Annotated in this window: 23 protein-coding genes, 1 tRNA gene and 2 pseudogenes; 9 read left to right on the top strand and 17 right to left on the bottom strand. The window is 62.8% G+C overall.

What is annotated here, in order from left to right; genetic code table 11:
* Nucleotides 1-37: 37 nt before the first annotated feature.
* Nucleotides 38-907: a LysR family transcriptional regulator gene (locus tag FF80_RS14780; RefSeq protein WP_035102029.1), complete on the bottom strand. Its 870-nt coding sequence runs from the start codon at nt 905-907 to the stop codon at nt 38-40.
* A 178-nt stretch (nt 908-1085) separates the two neighbouring features.
* Between FF80_RS14780 and FF80_RS21700 the strand changes: the two genes are divergently transcribed.
* The 3 genes from FF80_RS21700 to FF80_RS14770 are packed head-to-tail and all read left to right on the top strand — an operon-like array spanning nt 1086 to nt 3258.
* Entirely contained in the window at nt 1086-1238 is a 153-nt protein-coding gene (locus FF80_RS21700; protein WP_152558394.1) for a DUF1127 domain-containing protein, read from the top strand.
* Nucleotides 1239-1250: 12 nt separating this feature from the next.
* Nucleotides 1251-2258, top strand: a complete 1008-nt coding sequence (locus tag FF80_RS14775; RefSeq protein ID WP_035102026.1) for an aldo/keto reductase — start codon at nt 1251-1253, stop codon at nt 2256-2258.
* Nucleotides 2259-2280: 22 nt separating this feature from the next.
* On the top strand, nt 2281-3258 hold the full coding sequence (locus FF80_RS14770; RefSeq protein ID WP_035102025.1) for an aldo/keto reductase: 978 nt from the start codon (nt 2281-2283) through the stop codon (nt 3256-3258).
* A gap of 52 nt (nt 3259-3310) precedes the next feature.
* Here FF80_RS14770 and FF80_RS14765 read toward each other — a convergent pair whose 3' ends face one another.
* The 13 genes and pseudogenes from FF80_RS14765 to FF80_RS14710 all read right to left on the bottom strand — a co-directional run bounded on the left by FF80_RS14765 (nt 3311) and on the right by FF80_RS14710 (nt 11358).
* Nucleotides 3311-3664, bottom strand: a complete 354-nt coding sequence (locus FF80_RS14765; RefSeq protein WP_035102023.1) for a septal ring lytic transglycosylase RlpA family protein — start codon at nt 3662-3664, stop codon at nt 3311-3313.
* Between the two features lie 532 nt (nt 3665-4196).
* Nucleotides 4197-4832: a peroxiredoxin gene (locus FF80_RS14760; RefSeq protein WP_035102021.1), complete on the bottom strand. Its 636-nt coding sequence runs from the start codon at nt 4830-4832 to the stop codon at nt 4197-4199.
* Nucleotides 4833-5111: 279 nt separating this feature from the next.
* Nucleotides 5112-5636 carry a CreA family protein gene (locus FF80_RS14755; protein ID WP_035102018.1) on the bottom strand — a complete coding sequence of 175 codons (525 nt, stop codon included), beginning with the start codon at nt 5634-5636 and terminating at the stop codon, nt 5112-5114.
* Nucleotides 5637-5826: 190 nt separating this feature from the next.
* A complete protein-coding gene (locus tag FF80_RS14750; protein ID WP_035102016.1) occupies nt 5827-6627 on the bottom strand; it encodes an amino acid ABC transporter permease in 801 nt (266 codons plus the stop codon).
* Between the two features lie 268 nt (nt 6628-6895).
* On the bottom strand, nt 6896-7699 hold the full coding sequence (locus FF80_RS14745) for a transporter substrate-binding domain-containing protein (protein ID WP_035102014.1): 804 nt from the start codon (nt 7697-7699) through the stop codon (nt 6896-6898).
* A gap of 254 nt (nt 7700-7953) precedes the next feature.
* Nucleotides 7954-8091, bottom strand: a pseudogene (locus FF80_RS22355) (YegP family protein); the annotation flags it as partial.
* Nucleotides 8092-8148: 57 nt separating this feature from the next.
* A pseudogene (locus FF80_RS22240) lies at nt 8149-8322 on the bottom strand (DUF1508 domain-containing protein); the annotation flags it as partial.
* A gap of 95 nt (nt 8323-8417) precedes the next feature.
* A complete protein-coding gene (locus FF80_RS14735) occupies nt 8418-8705 on the bottom strand; it encodes a SelT/SelW/SelH family protein (protein WP_035102009.1) in 288 nt (95 codons plus the stop codon).
* Nucleotides 8702-9163 (bottom strand): Crp/Fnr family transcriptional regulator, encoded by a 462-nt coding sequence (locus FF80_RS14730; RefSeq protein ID WP_035102007.1) that lies wholly within the window; start codon nt 9161-9163, stop codon nt 8702-8704. Before FF80_RS14730 ends, FF80_RS14735 begins: the two co-directional genes overlap by 4 nt.
* Nucleotides 9164-9320: 157 nt before the next feature.
* Nucleotides 9321-9959, bottom strand: coding sequence for a DUF1236 domain-containing protein (locus FF80_RS21060; RefSeq protein WP_052153618.1), 639 nt, complete (start codon nt 9957-9959; stop codon nt 9321-9323).
* Between the two features lie 171 nt (nt 9960-10130).
* The gene (locus FF80_RS14720; protein ID WP_035102004.1) at nt 10131-10550 is read right to left on the bottom strand and encodes a GFA family protein; all 420 of its coding nucleotides are present in this window, start codon (nt 10548-10550) and stop codon (nt 10131-10133) included.
* Between the two features lie 12 nt (nt 10551-10562).
* A complete protein-coding gene (locus FF80_RS14715) occupies nt 10563-11027 on the bottom strand; it encodes an SRPBCC domain-containing protein (RefSeq protein ID WP_035102002.1) in 465 nt (154 codons plus the stop codon).
* Nucleotides 11011-11358 (bottom strand): metalloregulator ArsR/SmtB family transcription factor, encoded by a 348-nt coding sequence (locus FF80_RS14710; protein ID WP_035101999.1) that lies wholly within the window; start codon nt 11356-11358, stop codon nt 11011-11013. The genes FF80_RS14715 and FF80_RS14710 overlap by 17 nt, the downstream gene beginning before the upstream one ends.
* 130 nt (nt 11359-11488) lie before the next feature.
* On the opposite strand from FF80_RS14710, the gene FF80_RS14705 reads away from it, so the two are divergent.
* Nucleotides 11489-12592: an NAD(P)-binding domain-containing protein gene (locus FF80_RS14705; RefSeq protein WP_244445785.1), complete on the top strand. Its 1104-nt coding sequence runs from the start codon at nt 11489-11491 to the stop codon at nt 12590-12592.
* Here FF80_RS14705 and FF80_RS14700 read toward each other — a convergent pair.
* Together FF80_RS14700 and FF80_RS14695 are read right to left on the bottom strand one after the other, a co-directional pair.
* Complete coding sequence (locus FF80_RS14700) at nt 12589-12864, bottom strand: hypothetical protein (RefSeq protein WP_052153617.1); 276 nt, start codon at nt 12862-12864, stop codon at nt 12589-12591. The two genes, FF80_RS14705 and FF80_RS14700, sit on opposite strands and share 4 nt — an antisense overlap.
* A 148-nt stretch (nt 12865-13012) precedes the next feature.
* Nucleotides 13013-13087, bottom strand: a tRNA-Gly gene (locus FF80_RS14695).
* A gap of 207 nt (nt 13088-13294) precedes the next feature.
* Between FF80_RS14695 and FF80_RS14690 the strand changes: the two genes are divergently transcribed.
* The 3 genes from FF80_RS14690 to FF80_RS14680 are packed head-to-tail and all read left to right on the top strand — an operon-like array spanning nt 13295 to nt 15153.
* Nucleotides 13295-14245, top strand: coding sequence for a co-chaperone YbbN (locus FF80_RS14690; protein ID WP_035101996.1), 951 nt, complete (start codon nt 13295-13297; stop codon nt 14243-14245).
* 12 nt (nt 14246-14257) lie between these two features.
* Nucleotides 14258-14923 carry an LON peptidase substrate-binding domain-containing protein gene (locus FF80_RS14685; protein WP_035101993.1) on the top strand — a complete coding sequence of 222 codons (666 nt, stop codon included), beginning with the start codon at nt 14258-14260 and terminating at the stop codon, nt 14921-14923.
* Entirely contained in the window at nt 14923-15153 is a 231-nt protein-coding gene (locus FF80_RS14680; RefSeq protein ID WP_200877212.1) for a Trm112 family protein, read from the top strand. The genes FF80_RS14685 and FF80_RS14680 overlap by 1 nt, the downstream gene beginning before the upstream one ends.
* Here the strand turns inward: FF80_RS14680 and FF80_RS14675 are convergent.
* Entirely contained in the window at nt 15150-16373 is a 1224-nt protein-coding gene (locus FF80_RS14675; protein ID WP_035101990.1) for an FAD-dependent monooxygenase, read from the bottom strand. The genes FF80_RS14680 and FF80_RS14675 overlap by 4 nt on opposite strands.
* A gap of 263 nt (nt 16374-16636) precedes the next feature.
* Between FF80_RS14675 and FF80_RS14670 the strand changes: the two genes are divergently transcribed.
* Together FF80_RS14670 and FF80_RS14665 are read left to right on the top strand one after the other, a co-directional pair.
* A complete protein-coding gene (locus tag FF80_RS14670; protein WP_035101987.1) occupies nt 16637-16975 on the top strand; it encodes a P-II family nitrogen regulator in 339 nt (112 codons plus the stop codon).
* A gap of 22 nt (nt 16976-16997) precedes the next feature.
* Nucleotides 16998-18362: an ammonium transporter gene (locus FF80_RS14665; RefSeq protein ID WP_035101984.1), complete on the top strand. Its 1365-nt coding sequence runs from the start codon at nt 16998-17000 to the stop codon at nt 18360-18362.
* The last annotated feature ends 412 nt before the right edge of the window (nt 18363-18774 follow it).

The following is an 18774-nucleotide window of genomic DNA, read 5'->3' as shown; positions in this document are numbered from 1 at the left end:
ACTTAATTGTATCGTTGCAACTCGATCACGGCGGCGCCTAATGTCCCGGCCGCTCGCCCCGGAACAGCGCCCCATGCTCGCCCATCAGCTTGCCGATGCGATCGGCCACCGCACGCACGGCGGGGGTATGACGTTCCTCATGATGGCTGACCAGCCATTGGTCGGTTTCGAGTTCGGCGATCAGCGGCGCCACGCGGATCAGCCTTGGGTCGCTATCACCCACGAAGCACGGAAATACCGAAAGCCCGGCCCCTGCCGCCACCAATTCGCGCACGCTCATCGAATCATTACCGCGCACGGCGATGCGATCGCCATGGCGCGCCTGCATCCAGCGGGCCGATTGGGTCTGGGCGCCATCGCCGGCAATGCCGACGAAATATCCGGCGGCAATGCCATTGACCAGGTTGAGGCCTGAGTAGAGGCCATAGGCCACCTTGCCGATCAACCGTCCCGCCAGCCATTGCTCGGAGGGACGCTGGTTGCGAATGCCCAGATCGGCATTGCGCCGGCCGATATCGACCTTTTCATTGGCAGTGACCAGTTCGAGCCCGAAGCGGTCATCCACGCTCCACAACGCTCCGATATGGGAGGCAAGAAAGGCGGAGGTCCAGGCGCCGGCCGAGACGCGCACCACCCGCTCGCCGATTGCCCCCTCCTTCCAGCGCTTGAGCGAGAGCATCGCGGTCTCGACGTCCTCGGCGCGGGCCAGCAGCGCCTCGCCGGGCGGGGTCAGGCGATAACCGGTTTGGGACCGCGCAAACAGCGGCTCGCCCAATTGGCGTTCGAGCGCGGTGATGCGGCGGCCCAAAGTGGCGGCGCTCAGGCCCGTCGTGGCGGTAGCCGCGCTCAGCCCGCCCAGCCGCGCCACGTCCAGAAACAGCCTCAGATCGTCCCAGCTGAAATCCATTTTTCATTTCTGCAAAGTGTCTTGCGTTCTTGAGCATAGCGGCACGCCGCAAATTTGCGCAAGTATGGCTGCGACGGCACCGCGACAGGCGCCGAACGGAAATCAAAACAGCCAAATCTGCAAAGCCGGTGGCCATGCTACCGGCGCGGGGTTCGGCTTTGCCTCAAGGAACACTGCAATGCTGCAAAACCTGTTTCGCCGGGTCCACGCCGTCTGGCAGGACCACGTCGCCCTGCGCATCCTGCGCAGCATGGATGACCGTCAGCTCGCCGATCTGGGCGCCAGCCGCGACTGCCTCTCCGATTTCGTCCGCAATCACGCCAGCCACTAGGACATCCTCACCATGACCTTTTCCAGATTCCGCTCCATCGGCCGCTCCGGCATCAAGGCCAGCGCCATCGGCATGGGCTGCTGGGCCATTGGCGGCCCCTTCCTGCTCAATGGCAAACCCGATGGCTGGGGCGATATCGATGACGCCCAATCGATCCGCGCCATCCAGGTGGCGCTCGAACTGGGCGCGGCCCTGTTCGACACCGCCGATGCCTATGGCACCGGGCATAGCGAGAGCGTGCTTGGACGGGCTTTGGCCGGGCGCCGCAGCGATGCCGTCATCGCCACCAAGTTCGGCTATACTTATGACCCCAGGGCCAAGGCGCTGCTGGCCACCGATGTGAGCCCGGCCTATGTGCAATGGGCCTGCACCCAATCGCTGGCCCGGCTGGGCACCGACTATATCGACCTGCTGCAGATCCATGTCGGCGACCTGGCTGATGCTGCAGCCGATGCCGCCGGCGAAGCGCTGGAACAGCTCGCCGAGAGCGGCCAGATCCGCGCCTGGGGCTGGAGCACCGACAATGCCGCATCGGCCGCCCGCATGGTCAAATTCCCCCATTTTGCTGCCGTGCAGCAGGAATTGAGCGTGTTCAGGGACGGGCCCGACATGCTCAAGCTCTGCGCTGAACAGAACCTGGCCAGTCTCAATCGCTCACCTCTGGCCATGGGCATGCTGACGGGCAAATTCACTGCCGCTTCGGTGCTGCCAAGCTCGGACGTGCGCGGCGCCGGGCACGAATGGGTGCGCTTCTTCAAAGATGGCAAGCCGCTGCCCGAGGCGCTGGCCCGAATCGAGGCCATCCGCGAATTGCTCACCACCGGCGGGCGCAGCCCGGCACAAGGCGCACTGGGCTGGATTCTGGCCCGCTCGCCGCACACAATCCCCATTCCGGGCTTTAAATCGGAAGCCCAGGTGCGCGACAATCTGGGCGCCCTGGACCAGGGTCCGCTCCCCGCCACCACCATGGCCGAGATTGCCAATATTCTGGATGAGATGGCCGAGCCGGCCTTCGCCTGATCGTTAGAAACGGAGCACCACAATGCAACAGAATATCCTGGGCCCATTCGGAAAGGTCAGCCGCCTCACGCTGGGCGGCGGCGGTATCGGCATGGTCTGGGGTCCCGCCTCGGAAGAGGACGCCATCGGCACCCTGCATCGCGCGGTCGAGGCGGGCATCGATCTCATCGACACCGCACCCGGCTACAAGACCTGCGAGGCGATGATCGCCAAAGCCTTTGAGGGTCGCATCCCGCAAGGCGTGCGCATCACCACCAAATATGGCGCGGGCAATCCGCCCGCCGCCGAAGTCTATCCCCGCCTGCGCGCTTCGCTGGAAGCCAGCCTTGCCGCCATGCGCATCAGCCAAGCCGACATGATGCTGCTGCACACCGAAATCCGCCCCGACGATTTCGTCTATCCCAACAATGATCGGCCGCGCGACGAACGCTCCACCAGCCTCAGCCTTTATCGCGACGCGGTCGTCCCCGCCTTCGAGCGATTGGTCGCAGACGGGCTGATCGCCAGTTGGGGCATTACCGGTTTCAATCATACCGGGGCGACCATCGACGCGATTTCTTCCGCCCCCCGCCCCGCCGCTTTGCAGGCCATCGCCAACCTGATGGATAGCGCCGGGGAAATGAACGGCACCGGCACGCCCGGGCGGCCCCGCGACATCATCGCCGCCGCCAGGGCCAATGGGGTCGGGGTCATGGGCGTGCGCGCCGTGCAAGCCGGCGCGCTGACCGCGGGCCTTGACCGCAAGATCCCCGAGGATCAGCGCGCCACCGGCAATGACTTCGACCGCGCCGCGCCCTATCGCGCGCTCTGCCGGCAATGGGGCGAGGACCCCGCTATTATCGCCCATCGCTATGCCTTGGGCATCGAGGGCGTCGATACGCTGGTGCTGGGCGTCAAAACCGTCGCCGAACTGGAACAGGCGCTTGCAGCGGAGCGGGCCGGCCCGCTTGAGGCCGACCAGGTGGCGGCCATCGACGCGCTCGGCCTGCGCTCGGCATAAAAAACGGGCCGCTCCAGCCGGGCGGCCCGTCTCACGGAAAATTACTTCTCGATCAGATCTGCTCGATGCACACCGAAGTGACGCCGCGATTGCGGAAACCGAGCTGGCCGGCAGCGGCCTTGGACAGATCGATGATGCGGCCGCCGATAAACGGGCCACGATCGTTGATGGTCACCTGGATTTGCCGGCCGGTGCGCTGGTCGGTTACGCGCAGCTTGGTGCCGAAGGGAAGGGAGCGATGGGCCGCCGTCATGGCGTTTTCGTTGAAGGTCTCACCCGATGCGGCCTTTTTGCCATTGAAGCCAGGGCCATACCAGGAAGCGCCGCCGCATTGGGCATAGGCTGCAGTGGAAAGCGAGAGCAATGCTGCAGCAATTGCGGCGGCGGAAACGACTTTTCTAATCAAGCTGAGAAACTCACATAGTTACGGTGAGCAATCGATTAATGGCCTTGCCCGGCCATAATGTGGGCGGCAACGCCATGACTGGACTCAAAGCACCTGCTGTTGCGCATATGCCGCAAAATCGGGGGCGGCATTGCCGCCCAATTAGCAAGATTGGCACTGCGATTGCAGGAAATGAATCCTCGATTCGCCAATCTGAGAAAACGCAAGTCGAGGATTCCGGCCAGTACAGGATTCATCTTGCCCGCTGTGGCCTAATGGTCACGGTTCCATACCATATGCCAAACAATCGCGTTTTTACGAAGGTTCCGGCAAGAATTCGGGAGATCAAAAGGCAGAACAGCAGCAAATCGGGCGAGAAAAAGGCAGGTTCTGTGCCGTTTTGGGCCTTGGCACCAATCCGCTCCCCCGCACATCAGCTCACGCCACCCAAAAGAAAAGGGCGGCAGGTTGGTGCCGCCCAGTTGTCAGGGAGAAAACGAGCGCGCGCATTGGCGCGCGAGGCAACCCGCTCTGAGCGCGGGATATTGTTCCGCTACCCGCGGGGCTGGGGAACAATGCGCAGATAGGGCTTCAGTTCCGTCCAGCCTTCGGGGTACTTGGCCTTGGCGGCTTCGTTGGAAACGGCGGGAACGATGATGACATCCTCGCCCTGCTTCCAATTGACCGGGGTGGCGACCTGGTGCTTGGCGGTGAGCTGGAGGCTATCGATGACGCGCAGGACTTCATCGAAATTGCGGCCGGTGGAGGCCGGGTATTCGATCTTGAGCTTGACCTTCTTGTCCGGCCCGATGACGAACAGGCTGCGCACGGTCAGCGTATTGTCGGCATTGGGATGGATCATGTCGTAGAGGCGGGCGACCTCGCCCTTGGTGTCAGCCAGCAGTGGGAAATTGAGCGCGGTGCCCTGGGTTTCCTCGATATCCTTGGCCCAGCCGGCATGATCCTCGAGCTTATCGACCGACAGGCCCAGCGCCCTGACGCCGCGCTTTTCAAACTCTGGCTTGAGCTTGGCCGTATAGCCCAATTCGGTGGTGCAGACCGGAGTGAAATTCTTGGGATGGCTGAACAGCACGGCCCAGGAGCCATCGATATAATCGTGGAAGTGGATATTGCCCTCGGTGGATTCGAGGGTGAAATCGGGGGCGGTATCGCCAATCAGAATGGCCATTTTTGATCCTTGTGCGCCTGAACCGGTGATCGTCTGGTTAGGCAAAGAGTATCGTATTGCAGACCGCCGATAGAAGCGGAGCGGCGCGAAATCTTTTTATGTTGTCGCCCGACGGAACGCCATGGCGTTCCAATGGGATGGCATGCAGCAGGATGGGGGCAGAAAGCACTGGACCTCATCCTGAGCTTGTCGAAGGACCAGGTCGAGCGGGTGGAGGCTTGCATGCCACGCCCTCGCGGTTCGACAGGCTCACCATGAGGTCTACTTGGGAAGGCTCTATTATTGCGTATTGACCGTGGCCGGGGTGGTGGCAGGGGCCGGCTCGCCATTGCTCCAGGTCACGGCCTCGCCATTGAGCGGGATGACCGAGAGGCTCATCTTGCCCGAACCCTGCTGCAATTCGCGGGCATGGCCGAGATAGATCAGCGCATTGTTGGCCGCATCATAAATGCGGGTGACGCGGAGCGACTTCCAGATCAGCGAGCGCCCTTCACGGAAGATTTCCTCGCCCCCGGGGCGCAGGGAAATATTGCCAATGGTCAGCGGGCCGACCACCGAGCAATCGAGCGCGGAATAGGAGGGGGCCTCGAACCAATTGCCCTGACTGATGCGATCGATGAAGGAGCGGTTGAAATAGGCCAGGTGGCAGACCACGCCATCCACGCCCGGATCGGCCAGCGCATCGATGGCGATGTCATTGCCGGTCCAGTCGACGCCGACCGAGCCCACGGTGCGATTGTCGCCACAGGCAGCGAGGGAAACCGCAGCGAAGGCGGCGAGAGCGAGGGCGGCGAGACGGTTCATGCGCGGGTCTCCGTGGGTTGCGGGTTATAAGTGGGGGAGTTTGCCGCGCTCGGCAAGTGGTGGTGAAGAGGCCTCTCCCCCGGTTGATCATATGTACCGCTTCGCGGGCTCAATCGTCCCCTCTCCCCTGAGGGGCGAGGTGAGCCCGTCATCCTGCTCGCCAGAAGACGGAAACCAAGACCGCTGCGCTTCAGCGCCGTTCGTTGCGCAGGCGGTTTTCCAGCAGGCGGACCAATAGCGACAGGGAAATGGTCATGGTGAGATAGAGGAAGGCCACTACATTATAGGTTTCGAAAAACAGGAAGGTGCTGGAGGAATAGACTTTGCCCAATTGGGTAATGTCCTGCACGCCCAGAGCCGAGACCAGGGCCGAATCCTTGACCATGGAGACGAAGTCATTGCCCAGCGGGGGCAGGATGGTGCGCAGGGCTTGGGGGGCGATGATGAAGCGGAAGCAATGCCAGCGCGACAGGCCCAGCGCACGTGCGGCCTCGACCTGGCCGGAATTGACCGCCTCGATGCCGGCACGGAAGATTTCGGCAATGAAGGCGGAATAGCAGATGGTGAGCGCCACGATGGCCCGCCAGGCGAAATCGAACTGGCGGATGGTGATCGTGCCGCCAATGGGCTGCAGCAGCCAATTGATGGCGGCGACCATGCCGGGTGCACCGACAAAGGCGACGTAGAACAGAAAGACCAATACGGGAATGCCGCGGATGATCTCGACATAGAAGGTGGCGAGTTCGCGCAGCACGCGGTTGGTGGAGGTACGGGCGAGGGCGACGAGCAGGCCAAGAATGGTGGCGGCGGTGAAGGCGACGCCGGTGACCCAGAGCGTGGTGGTTATGCCGCCCGACAGCGCGCGGAAGATGACGGCATAGCCGGCATTGGCGGTCATGGCCCACAAGCCGAGCACGAAGAGCAGGGCAATGGCAAGCAGCCACCAGGGCGTGCGGGCGAGGATGGAGGGGCGGCGGGGGGAATAGGTCATGGTGTCTTCATGGTGGCAGCCGCGCTTCGGCGCTGCACCGCGCTTGGCATGTGGCTCAGATCACCTCGCCCCTCAGGGGAGGGGCTGGCGTGCAGCGCCGGGTGAGGGGTGCGATGCTGCACCATCAGCAGATATCCCAGCATCGCACCCCTCACCCTGGCCCTCTCCCCAGAGGGGCGAGCGGACGATAAAGCACCTGGATCAATGCATAGGGGATTGCCTTGTCTCGCATAACGAGGGAGGCCGCATCGTCGATGAGCCAAACCGCTTACTGGGCGGCGCTGTATTCGTAGAACCACTTCTGCTGGAATTTTTCCATGGTGCCATCGGCCTTGATGGCGGCGATGGCGGCGTTGATGGGCTCGAGCAGATCGGAGCCCTGGGTCAGGATGAAGCCGAAATCCTCGGCGCCGAGCGGGCCGCCGATGACTTTGAAGGCGCCCGGATTGGCCCCGATATAGCCATTGGCCGAGGTCTGGTCCATCAGCACGGTATCGACATCACCAGCCTGCAGCGCCGACACCGACGTGCCAAACGTGTCGAACAGCTTGATGCGCGGATTGCTTTCTTCGCCATCAAGCACGTTATAGACTGCGACATAGAAATTGGTGGTGCCGGCCTGGGCGCCGATCAGCAGATTGGGATCGCTGGCAAAGCTCTCGGCCTCGGTGAAGCGGGTCTCGTCGGCTCGCACCAGCATATATTGCTCGCTGGTGAGATAGGCGTCGGAGAAATCGATCAACTCGGCGCGTTCCTCATTGATGGTAATGCCATCCATGCCCACTTCGAATTGCCCGTCGCGCACCGCCTGGATCATCACGTCCCAGCTGGAGAGCTGCCAATCGACCTTGGCATTGAGGCGCTTGGCGATCTCGTTGAACAGGTCATATTCAAGCCCGATGCCCTCGCCGGTGTTCGGATCGGCGAAATTGAGCGGCACATAGGCGTTTTCGGTGACCGCGACGATGGTGCGGCCGCCAAGGTCGGGCAGGGCATCCTGGGCCTGGACCGAAACGGCGCCGAAGGCCAGCGAGGCCGCGGCGGTGGCGAGCAGCTTGAGGATGGATGACATGAGGCGGCATTCTCCCGGAACGATTTGGTGGCAAGACTAGACCGGGTAGCCGGGGCTTGGGAATGGGGTTTTGCGGGCGGGTGGCGTGGCGGGAAGTATTTGTTTTTGCCCGTTCAACCACGGAGTCATTCCGGCGCAGGCCGGAATCCAGGTCCGTGGCCATCCACGCATATCCAGCGCGGGGATAGCCTTCAGCATGGATTCCGGCCTGCGCCGGAATGACATTGTGGGTGGAACGACGTTAGAGCCGGGCCCTACGCCTCGTCGACGGTCTCGGCCTTGGGCCCGCGTTCCTGGACGGATTTGATGCAGTTCTTGGCGCTGGATTTGGATTTATAGGTTTCCGAGCGCACCATGGTTTCGTTATTGGCGGCGACGAAACGCACAAAGGTCTGGCCGTCCTTGGAGGCGGCGATTTCAAAGCGGTAGCCCTTGCCCTCTTCGCCCTTGGTCAGGTCGACAATGGCGGCGGAAGGCGCATTCTTCTTGATGGATTCAATGCAGTTCTGCGCGCTGGCCTTGGACTTGTAGTTTTCCGACCAGACCATGGTTTCGCTATTGTAGACGAACTTGGCGGTAAACTCGCCATTCTTGGCGGCAGTGATCTTGAACTTATGCGCCATGACGCTTGGCTCTCCCTCAAGGAGCGACGCGACGGCGCGTCGCTTTGCAATGAGCAAGATTAACCCAAGATATCAGAAAAGAAAGTCCCCGCGGATCAGCCCGTATGGGTTCGGTCGATATGGCCCAGATCGCGCTCGGGATCGATGCGGTCGCGCACCATTTGCTTGAGTTGCTTGACGTCGGGGAAGCCGCCATCGCGCTTGCGCTCCCAGATCAATTCGCCATCGAGGCTGATCTCGAAAATGCCACCCGTGCCGGGCACCAGCGTCACCGCGCCCATTTCAAGGCTGAAGGTGGAGAGCACTTCGGAGGCCATCCAGGCCGAGCGGAGCAGCCAATTGCACTGGGTGCAATAGGTGATGGTGAGGGCGGGTTTATTCATCGTGCGACTTTGCTCTTGTGATCGGCGGGTTCGACCAGGGACGCCAGGATCTGGTCGACCAGGTCGAGATCCTGCCGCTTGCCGGCGGCCTGCTGCTGCAGATCGACCAGATAGGAGGTGGTATAATAAAGCCGCCGGGCCAGCATGGTGGCAATGTGGAGGGAGAATTCGGGGCGGCTATCGAGAAAGGTCAGTGCGTCGGGAATTTCATAGGCCGTGACGGCGGAGAGCGCCTTGACGCTGGCCGAATGGGGCATGTCGAGCAGCACCGCCATTTCTCCGAAAATCGAGCCTGGCTCATCGACATGGGTGACCTGAGTGCGCTCGCGGATCACCTCCACCTGCCCCTCGACCAGCACATAAAGCCGGCCCAGCCGCTCGCCCTCGGGCAGCATGAGCTGGCCGGGTTTGAAGCTGACCTGCTTGAGCCCCACACAATAGTCCAGAATATCGGCCATGCGCCCCTCCGACCTCGTCCGGCAATATTGCCCAAACTGTTCAAGCGGTCAAAGCAAAGCCGCCCGGGTGAACCGGGCGGCTTCGGGGCGGGCGTGACTACGGAACTTCCACCCCATCCCGCCCTCAAGAGGGAGGAATACTCTTGCGGCGCCGGGACTAGTTGATCCAGACCACGGCACGGCTGGTGCTTTCAACGAGGGCCGGGCGGCCCTCGATATAGACATAGGAATAACTCGATTGGGGCACCGGGGTCAGTGCGACATCGGGCGGCAGCACATAGCCCACGACCACGTCGGCTTCGAGCGACACCGGATCGATCGGGTTGGCGATGGCGTAATCGAGATAATTCTGGGTCACCACGTAGCCGGGCGATTGCACCAAGGCGCGGCTTTGCAGATCAACGATCCAGACGCGGTCATTGGCATAGATATAGCCATAGGAGGGATCGGTCTCGACCGGGTAGATCACCACATCGGGTGGCAGCACATAGCCGATATCGAGCGCGCCTTCGAGATAGATGGGTTCGACCGGGTGGGCACCGGCATAGTCGATTACCGAAGTCTCGATACCCGCCGCGGCGCCCAAAGTGGCCCCGGCAAAACCGCCAATGGCGGCGCCCAGCGGGCCGGCCACTACGGCGCCAACGGTCGCGCCGGCTATTCCGCCACCGCTCGCGCCGATCGTGGCGCCGGCTTGCACATCATCTTCGGGGCCGATCAGCGTATCCTGGGCAAAGCCCGGCATGGCAATGCCGAGCGCCAACGCGGCCACACTAGCCAAAAGAAGCTGTTTCATTGCTCTGATCCTTTCAAGGAAGTGGACAAGCCACTTATTGCGGAAGCGCGAGACTGGGAGGCCCCGCGCGGTTACCGCCCCGTGCTGGATTAAACGGGGGCCTGAAAGACTTGGTTCCTGGTGGGGAATGGAGATGGCGGGCAGGTGTGGCCGGCGGGCCACAGGTCCTCCTCAGAGGTAAGACGTGACCTCCGGCGGCTCCATCTGCTTATCCTGGACGCCGTTTTCATAGGTGATCGGCACTTTGGCAAAATCCTGCGGTGATACGCCGTCGAGCACGGCGATGTTGAGCGCGTAGAACCAGCCGCCCATCTGCTCGAGAAAGCCGCGCGAATAGAGCTGCACGCCGCAGGTCTTGCAGAAATGGTGATGGATATGATCGGGCGGCCAGAGCGAATCCGGGGCGCGGTAATCGGCCAGGCTTTCGGCACCGGCCAGCAGGCGAATGTCGTCGACGCCGACAAAGCTCTTCCAATAGCGCGTCTTGGCGCAATAGGTGCAGTTGCAGCGGCGGGATTCGGCGCTGAGATCGACATCGGCTTCGAAGCTGACGGCGCCGCAATGGCAGGAGCCGTGATGGGTCTGTCGCATGAATTGCTCTCCTCAGGCGGGATTGTCGCGCAGGTAGCTCACCTGCTTGTCGAGGCATTCGCTCCAGCCGCTCAGATGGCTGTCGCGCTCGGCCATCGAGGCGAACGGGGCCTGGTGGAAGCGCTGGCTGGTGACGCTACCGGCCTCATCGAGCGTGATGGTGATGTCGGTAAGATCGGTCTGGCCCGAGCCTTGTTCCCAGGCGAAGCTCATGACGATTTTTCGATCGGGCACGATCTGCTTGAACGTGCCGCCGAACCAGCCATCGGGATATTGCGCCGAGCGGATCATGCCGCGATAGGCGCCGCCGACGCGGAAATCGAGCGTGTAGCTGGGGCAGGTAAAATCCTTGGGGCCGAACCAGCGCTTGAGCAATTCCGCATCGCTCCAGAGGCGAAACACCAATGCAGCCGGCGCGGCAAAAGTGCGGTCGATGAAGAGTTCGTTTTCGGTCATGGCTTCAGTTTTTGGCTGCATCGGGCTGTCCTTTGGTGAGATCCTTGATGAGGGCATCCATCTTGTCGAAGCCCTCGTCCCAGAATTTGCGATAGTGTTCGAGCCAGCTGGCAAGATCGCGCAGGGGGGCGCCTTCGAGGCGGACGGGCCGCCATTGCGCGGTGCGGCCGCGCGAGACGAGGCCCGCATTTTCGAGCACCTTGAGATGGCGGGAAATGGCCGGCAGGCTGATATCGAAGGGCTCGGCCAATTCATTGACATTGGCTTCGCCCTGCCCGAGCCGGGCCAGGATGGCGCGGCGGGTCGGGTCCGCCAGGGCGGCCAGCGTCGTGCTTAGGGGATCAGGCTGCATTTAACGTATCCATTAATTAACATATGCGTTAAATAAATCGATTATGGATGGGAGTCAAGCGTGCGAAGCCACCATGCTTGCTCCCATCGCCTGGCGCCCCTAAATATGGGCTCTCCCCGGGAGCCCGCCTTTGTCAGATCCATCCCCTGCCCTGCGCGTTGCGCTTAAAACCCGCGTCGTCGTGATTGGCGCAGGACAAGCGGGCCTGTCCTCGGCCTATCACCTCAGGCAAATGGGCCTCACCCCCGGCCGCGATTTCATCGTGCTCGACCAGGCCCCCGCGCCAGGTGGCGCCTGGCAATATCGCTGGCCCTCGCTGACGCTGAGCACCGTCAATCGTGTGCATGACCTGCCGGGCCTGTCCTTTGCCGAACTGGCGGGGGGCGACGATTCGGTGCAGGCCGCGGTGGCCGTGCCGCGCTATTTTGCGGCTTACGAAGAGCGCTTCGGCCTCAATGTGCTGCGCCCCGCCTCGGTCAGCGTGGTCTGCGACCGGGGCGCAAGGCTGCGCATCGAGAGCGATCGCGGTGTGTTTTCCGCCGAAGGGCTGATCAATGCCACCGGCACCTGGGAAAAACCGTTCATTCCCGAATATCCCGGCGCCGATCTCTTCGCCGGGCGCCAATTGCATACCCGCGACTATAAAACCGCCCAGGATTTTGTCGGCCAGCATGTACTGCTGGTCGGCGGGGGTATTTCCGCTATCCAGCTGCTTGATGAAATCTCACAGGTTACGCAGACCAGTTGGGTTACCCGCACGCCGCCGCGCTTTCGGACCGGTCCTTTTGATCAGGATGCCGGCCGCGCCGCGGTGGCGCTGGTGGAAGAGCGCGTGCGCCAGGGACTGCCGCCGGGTTCGGTGGTGTCGGTCACGGGCCTGCCCGTCACCCCGGCCATCGAAGCGGCGCGGGCCCGCGGCGTATTGGACCGCCAGCCCATGTTCGACGAGATTACGGCCAGCGGTGTGCGCTGGGCCGATGGCCGCATTCTGGATGTCGATGTCATTTTGTGGTGCACCGGTTTTCGCAGTGCGCTCGATCATCTGGCGCCGCTGCAATTGCGCGAGCCCTCGGGCGGCATCGTCATGAGCGGGCGGCTGGCCACGCAAGTGGAACGCGACAAGCGCATCCATCTGGTCGGCTACGGCCCCTCGGCCTCCACCATCGGCGCCAATCGCGCCGGCAGCGCCGCCGCCAAGGAATTGATGGCGTTTCTTGATACGGGAATTGGCTAGCGCCGCGGGCGGCGCCCGACCGGCTCGATCAGGTCGTCTTCGACTTCGGTCTGGGGCCGGTCATCGCCGCGGGCCAGCTCTTCGTGCCAGCGCCCTTCTGCATCCTGATAACCGATCGCCTGGGTCTGCCCGGCGGCCTGTTGCCGGTCGGCGGCGGCGATGGCCGCGTCCAAAGCCGCACGATGGGTCGGAAAGCTCTCCGAAAACACATCCCCCACCTTATAGGCAAAGCCGCCGTCATGCTCGACGACCTCGTAGCGTACATGTGCCATGGCGCAAGTCTCCCTGTCCTGCCGGCAGGAGAACTATCGGCGCCCGTTTCGGTTGCTGGAAAAACGCCGAGCTCAGAAACAAACCCGGAAAAACAAAAAGGGTCCCGAAGGACCCTTTGTCACCAAAGCCATGCCGGACTTTGGTATTTGGAGCGGGCGATGGGATTCGAACCCACGACCCTAACCTTGGCAAGGTTATGCTCTACCCCTGAGCTACACCCGCACTCCATATCGTCGTCACCGCCTTGGCAGTGCCCCGATGCGCGCCTATATGCCCAATCACCTGCCTGATTGCAACCCACATTTTGACCGCTTCGTCATCTTCCGGTCGCCTTGTGGATAGAAGGGCTTGTCACACCCCGGTTTGCGGGCGCAAGAAGAGCCCGGAACCGACCCAAAAATCGAAAAACGCCAAGGGCCCGTCACGCCGATGTCCACTCCGTTTAACGTTGCAACACCGACTTCTCCCGCTGCTGCGCCCGCCGGCGCGCTGATCAAGGATTCGACCGATCAGGCTTTCAAGGCCGATGTGATCGATGCTTCGCTCGATACGCCCGTGCTGGTCGATTTCTGGGCGCCCTGGTGCGGCCCTTGCCGCCAGTTGACTCCGGCGCTGGAAAAAGTGGTCAATGAAAAGGTCGGCAAGATCCGCCTGATCAAGATCAATATCGACGAAAACCCCCAGATTGCCGGCCAGCTTGGCATTCAATCGATTCCCGCCGTCTTTGCTTTCTCGGGTGGCCGCCCGGTCGATGGCTTTATGGGCGCCATGCCCGAGGGCGAAGTGCGCCGCTTTGCCGACAAGGTGATTGCCGCTGCGCCCGAGCCCGCGCCAGCCGAAGGCTCGATGGAAGCCCAGATCACCGAGGCTCTTGCTGCCGCCGAGGAGGCGCTGGCTGCTGGCGATCTGGGCCGCGCCGCGCAGATTTTCGGCATGGTGACCCAGCATGTGCCCGACCACGCCGTGGCGCTGATCGGCCTCACCAAGGTTTACCTCGCGGCCGGCGAAACCGCGCAGGCCAAGGCAACGCTCGACATGGTGCCCGAGGCCGAGCGCAAGGGCGAAGTCTATACCAGCCTTGCCAATTCCATCCGCCTGCTCGACGAAGCGGCCGAATTGTCGGAAACCTCGGCGCTGGAAGCCGCTCTTGCCGCCAACCCGGATGACCACCAGGCCCGTTTCGACCTAGCCGTGGTACTCAATGCCGAAGGCAAACGCGTCGAGGCGGCCGAGGCGCTGGTTGCTATCTTCAAGCGCGACCGCACCTGGAACGAGGACGGCGCGCGCAAGAAGCTGCTCGAATTCTTTGAAGCCTGGGGCCCCAAGGACCCCGCCACGCTCAAGGGCCGCCGGCTGCTGTCGGCTGCGCTATTTTCCTGAGCCGGAGACCTCATGCCCAAGCGACCGACTTCTGCTGCCGAGCTGCCCAAATCCGTCCCGGTCTTTCCCTTGACCGGGGCGCTGCTGCTGCCCTTTTCGCATCGTCCACTCAATATCTTTGAGCCGCGCTATATCGAGATGGTGGATGCGGCCCTGCGCGGCGACCGGCTGATCGGGCTGATCCAGCCCGAGGATACGTCCGAGGAAAGCCCGCGCGGCCGCAGTCCGCTGCAGCAGATCGGGTGCCTCGGCCGGATCACCCATTTCGAGGAAAGCGGGGAGGGGCGGTATTTCATCATTCTGGAAGGCGTCACCCGCTTCCGCCTCGCCCATGAATTGACGGTGATGACGCCCTATCGGCAGGCGGTGATAGCAGCCGAGGACTTTGCCATGGATTTCACCCGCGATTTCGGGGAGGACGCGGTGGATCGCGAGCGCTTCATCAAGATGATGCGCGACTATGCCGAATTCGCCAATATCGACCTCAATTTCGAAGAGATCGAGCGCACCGGCACGGCTGACCTCGTCAATTTCTGCTGCATGGTCTCCCCCTATGGCGCCGCCGAAAAACAGGTGCTGCTGGAAGCCCAGACGCTGGAGCAGCGCGCCGAAACCCTGATCGCCATGACCGAATATGAAATGGCGCGTGGCGGCAATGACCGCCCCCCGCTCAACTGATGCCTTCCGGCGTCGATCCCCGCCATGTGCTGGATGTGCGGACGCTTGAAATGCTGGTCTGCCCGCTGACCAAGACGCGGCTGATCCTGTCGGGGGACCATACCGAGCTGATCTCGGTCGCCGCGCGCCTGGCCTTCCCCATCAACAAGGGCGTGCCGCTATTGAGCCTGGATGAAGCACGCAGCGTCGAGCCCGATGAGATCAAGACGCTGACGCGGGGCCAAAACTAGATCGGCAGCCCGCTCAGCAGTTTTGGTCCATTGCCCGAGACACCCGCCGCGGTGCGGATCATGGCGGCCTTGATGGGGCCGGCGCGGTCGACCAGGCCCAGGCCGAAATCCCGCACGGCCCGCACTGGCGCGGCATCATTAGAAAACAGCCGGTTCATCCCGTCGGTCACCATGGCCATGGCCGAGGTATCGAGCCGGCGCCAGCTTTGGTAGCGCGCCAGCACGTCGTCGCTGCCATGATCGAGCCCCAGCCGGACGGCCTCGATCACCACTTCGGCCAAAGCCGCCACGTCCTTGAGCCCCAGATTGAGCCCCTGCCCGGCGATCGGATGCACGACATGGGCGGCGTCGCCCACCAGAGCCAGCCGTGGCGCGACGAAATCGCGGGCGATACGCATGCGGAGCGGAAAGCCCGCCAGATCCTCTTCTACCGTCACCGCGCCCAGCGTCGAGCCCATCACCGCCTCGATTTCGAGCGCCAATGACGCCTTGTCCATGCCGAGAAAGCGCGGCGCGTCGGCGCTGGACTCGGTCCAGACCAATGAGGAGCGATTGCCCGTGAGCGGCAGGCTGGCAAAGGGGCCGGCGGGCCGGAAATGCTCATAGGCGACCCCGTCATGGGGTAATTCATGGCTGATCGTGGTGACCAGCCCCGTCTGGCGGTAATCATGCTCGACGACGCCAATGCCCGCCATCTGCCGCAGCGCCGATTGCCCGCCGTCGGCCGCCACCACCAGGGGCGCCGCCAGCACGCGACCATCGGCCAGCACCAGCCGGGCGGAACGGGTGTCGCTCTGCCACGAGGCAATCTCGGCCGGCGCGATCACTTCGATCTGCGCGCCGACCGCATCGAGCAGCACCTGCCCGCTGATGCGATTGGGCACCATATGGGCAAAGGGCTCGCCCGGCGCCACATCGCCCTCAAAGCTGAGGAACAATGGCCGAGAAATATCGCCCACGCCCGAATCGGTAATCCGCATGGCGGTAATCGGCTGCGATTGGGCGGCCATGGCGGGCCATACGCCCAGGGCCTCGAACACACGTCGCACGCCAGCAGCGATGGCCGAGGCGCGATTGTCGCGCGGCACCGAGAGGGGCCGCCGATCAACCAGCCCGACGCGGATGCCGCGCGCCGATTGCACCAGGGCAAGCGCCAGCGTCAGCCCCACCGGGCCGCCGCCGACAATCAGCACGTCATGGGTTTGTGCAGCGCTGGCCATGTCAGTTCTCCTTTCCCTTATTGAGCGCCTGCACGCATAAGGCGCAAGAGGCCGAAGGTCGCGGCAGCCTTGCCGTAATTTTGCCCAATTCGCTGCCGTTTTGCACATTTTTTGTGCATTTCGCAACGGCCGCGGTGTTGTGAATCCTTTATGAATTACTAATACATTGTTTTTGCTGATGATTTTCGCGCCATTCGGAGTTGGCACGGCGCTTGAGTCTAGTTGGGCATTCCAGACCAGCGCCAAGTCGCAAAGGGGCTCACATGAAACTGGTGATTGCAATTATCAAGCCATCACGCCTCGAAGAGGTTCGCCAGGCTCTCAACTCGCTCGACGTCCACGGCATGACCGTGACCGAGGTGAAGGGTTACGGCCGCCAGAAGGGGCATTCGGAAATCTATCGCGGCACCGAATATGCCGTGCACTTCCTGCCCAAGCTCAAAGTTGAAATCGCCGTTGATGACGCCCTAGCCGATGCCGTGTCCACGGCCATCCGCGACAGTGCCCAGACCGGCCGTATCGGCGATGGCAAGATCTTCGTACTCGATCTTCTGGCCGTCACCCGTATCCGCACCGGTGAAACCGGCGCTTCTGCCCTCTAAGCGTCATCGGGAGAACAACAAGATGAAGATGTCAAAAGTTTTGGGGAGCGCTGCAATCGCCTCCCTGCTGCTGGCGCTGCCGGCATTTGCGCAGGACGCTGCCGCTCCGGCGGCCGAGGCGGCTGCTGAAGTCACCGCCGTCGTCGACAAGGGCGACGTGGCCTGGATGCTGGTGTCCACCATGGTCGTCATCGTCATGACCATTCCGGGCCTGGCCCTGTTCTATGGCGGTCTGGTGCGCGCCAAGAATATCCTCTCCGTTTTGACCCAGGTGTTCCTCGGCTTCTCGATGATCGCCATTCTGTGGGTCGCCTATGGCTACTCGCTGGCTTTTGCCGGCCCGACCGAAGGAGGCCTGTCGGCTTTCGTCGGTGACTTCTCCAAATTCTTCCTCTCGGGCGTGACGCTTGAATCCACCGCCGCGACCTTCTCGGCCGGGTTCGAACTGCCCGAAATGGTCTTCGTGGTCTTCCAGATGACCTTTGCCTGCATCACCTCGACCCTCATCGTCGGCGGCATTGCCGAACGCATGAAGTTCGGCGCGCTGATGGCGTTCCTGGCCATCTGGTTCACCTTCTCCTATATCCCGATGGCCCACATGGTCTGGTCGGGCCCCGGCCTGCTGTTCGGCATGGGCGCCTATGACTTTGCCGGCGGCACCGTGGTTCATATCAATTCCGGTGTGGCCGCGCTCGTCGCCGCCATCGTGCTCGGGCCGCGCCTGGGCTACATGAAGGAGCCGATCGCTCCGCACAATCTGGTTCTCACCTATATCGGTGCCGGCCTGCTGTGGTTCGGCTGGTTCGGCTTCAATGCCGGCTCCAATCTGGAAGCCAATGCGCTGACCGCCGTTGCCCTGATCAATACCGTGCTGGCTCCGGCCGCTGCGGCTCTGGCCTGGGCTATCGGCGAAAAGGTCACCCGTGGCCATGCTTCGGCCCTGGGTGCGGTCTCGGGTGCCGTTGCCGGTCTCGTGGCGATCACCCCCGCTGCCGGTTTTGCCGGTGTCGGCGGCGCCATCGTGCTGGGCGCGGTTGCCGGTTTCGTCTGCCTGTGGGCGGTCGTCAACCTCAAGCCGATGCTCAAGTATGACGATAGCCTGGATGTGTTCGGCATCCATGGCGTGGGCGGCATTGTCGGCGCCCTGGGCACCGCCATCGTCGCTAATCCCGGCTTCGGCGGCTACCCGCTGGACGGCTATGAAATGGGCGCCCAGTTCATGGTCCAGCTCACTGGCGTGATCATCGCCGTTGTCTGGTCCGGTGTCGTGGCCCTGGTCGCCATGCTGATCGTCAAGGCAATCTTCGGTGGCGCCCGCGTCTCCGAATCGAGCGAAAGCGATGGCCTGGATCTGTCGAGCCACGGCGAGCGCGCCTACAACTCGTAAATTGCGACTTCACCCGGCGGCGTCCTCCGCCGCCGGGCATCTTTAGTGACCAAAAGATTGATCGCGGCGTGCGGCTCGTGTCCCTCTTGGCCCGCCACAGAGGCTTCCCACTCGCAAACTGCACGGGCTGCACACCACGATCAATTGCTTCCCCTTCGTTCTTCCTCCCTGGACGATTGCGGCGACCTGGCCCGCCCCCCCGTGGCGGGCCTTTTCTTGGGTTTCTTGCCCGCATCCTCCTCAATCTACTATCCATCCCACCCACCGGTTCTCCCTCGGGCTTGACCCGAGGGCCTCTCGCCACGTGTGCCGGGCTGAGAGTGGCCCTCGGGTCAAGCCCGAGGGAGAACCGTGGGTGGGGGAGCACCGGTGATAGGTGGAGAGCGGTAGGTGGGAGACCCACCGCCCGCTC

The organism is Devosia sp. LC5, from assembly GCF_000735585.1.
In the GTDB taxonomy this organism is placed as follows: Bacteria; Pseudomonadota; Alphaproteobacteria; order Rhizobiales; family Devosiaceae; genus Devosia.
Note: the sequence above shows the minus strand (reverse complement) of the source record. Positions and strands in the feature narration are given on the sequence as shown.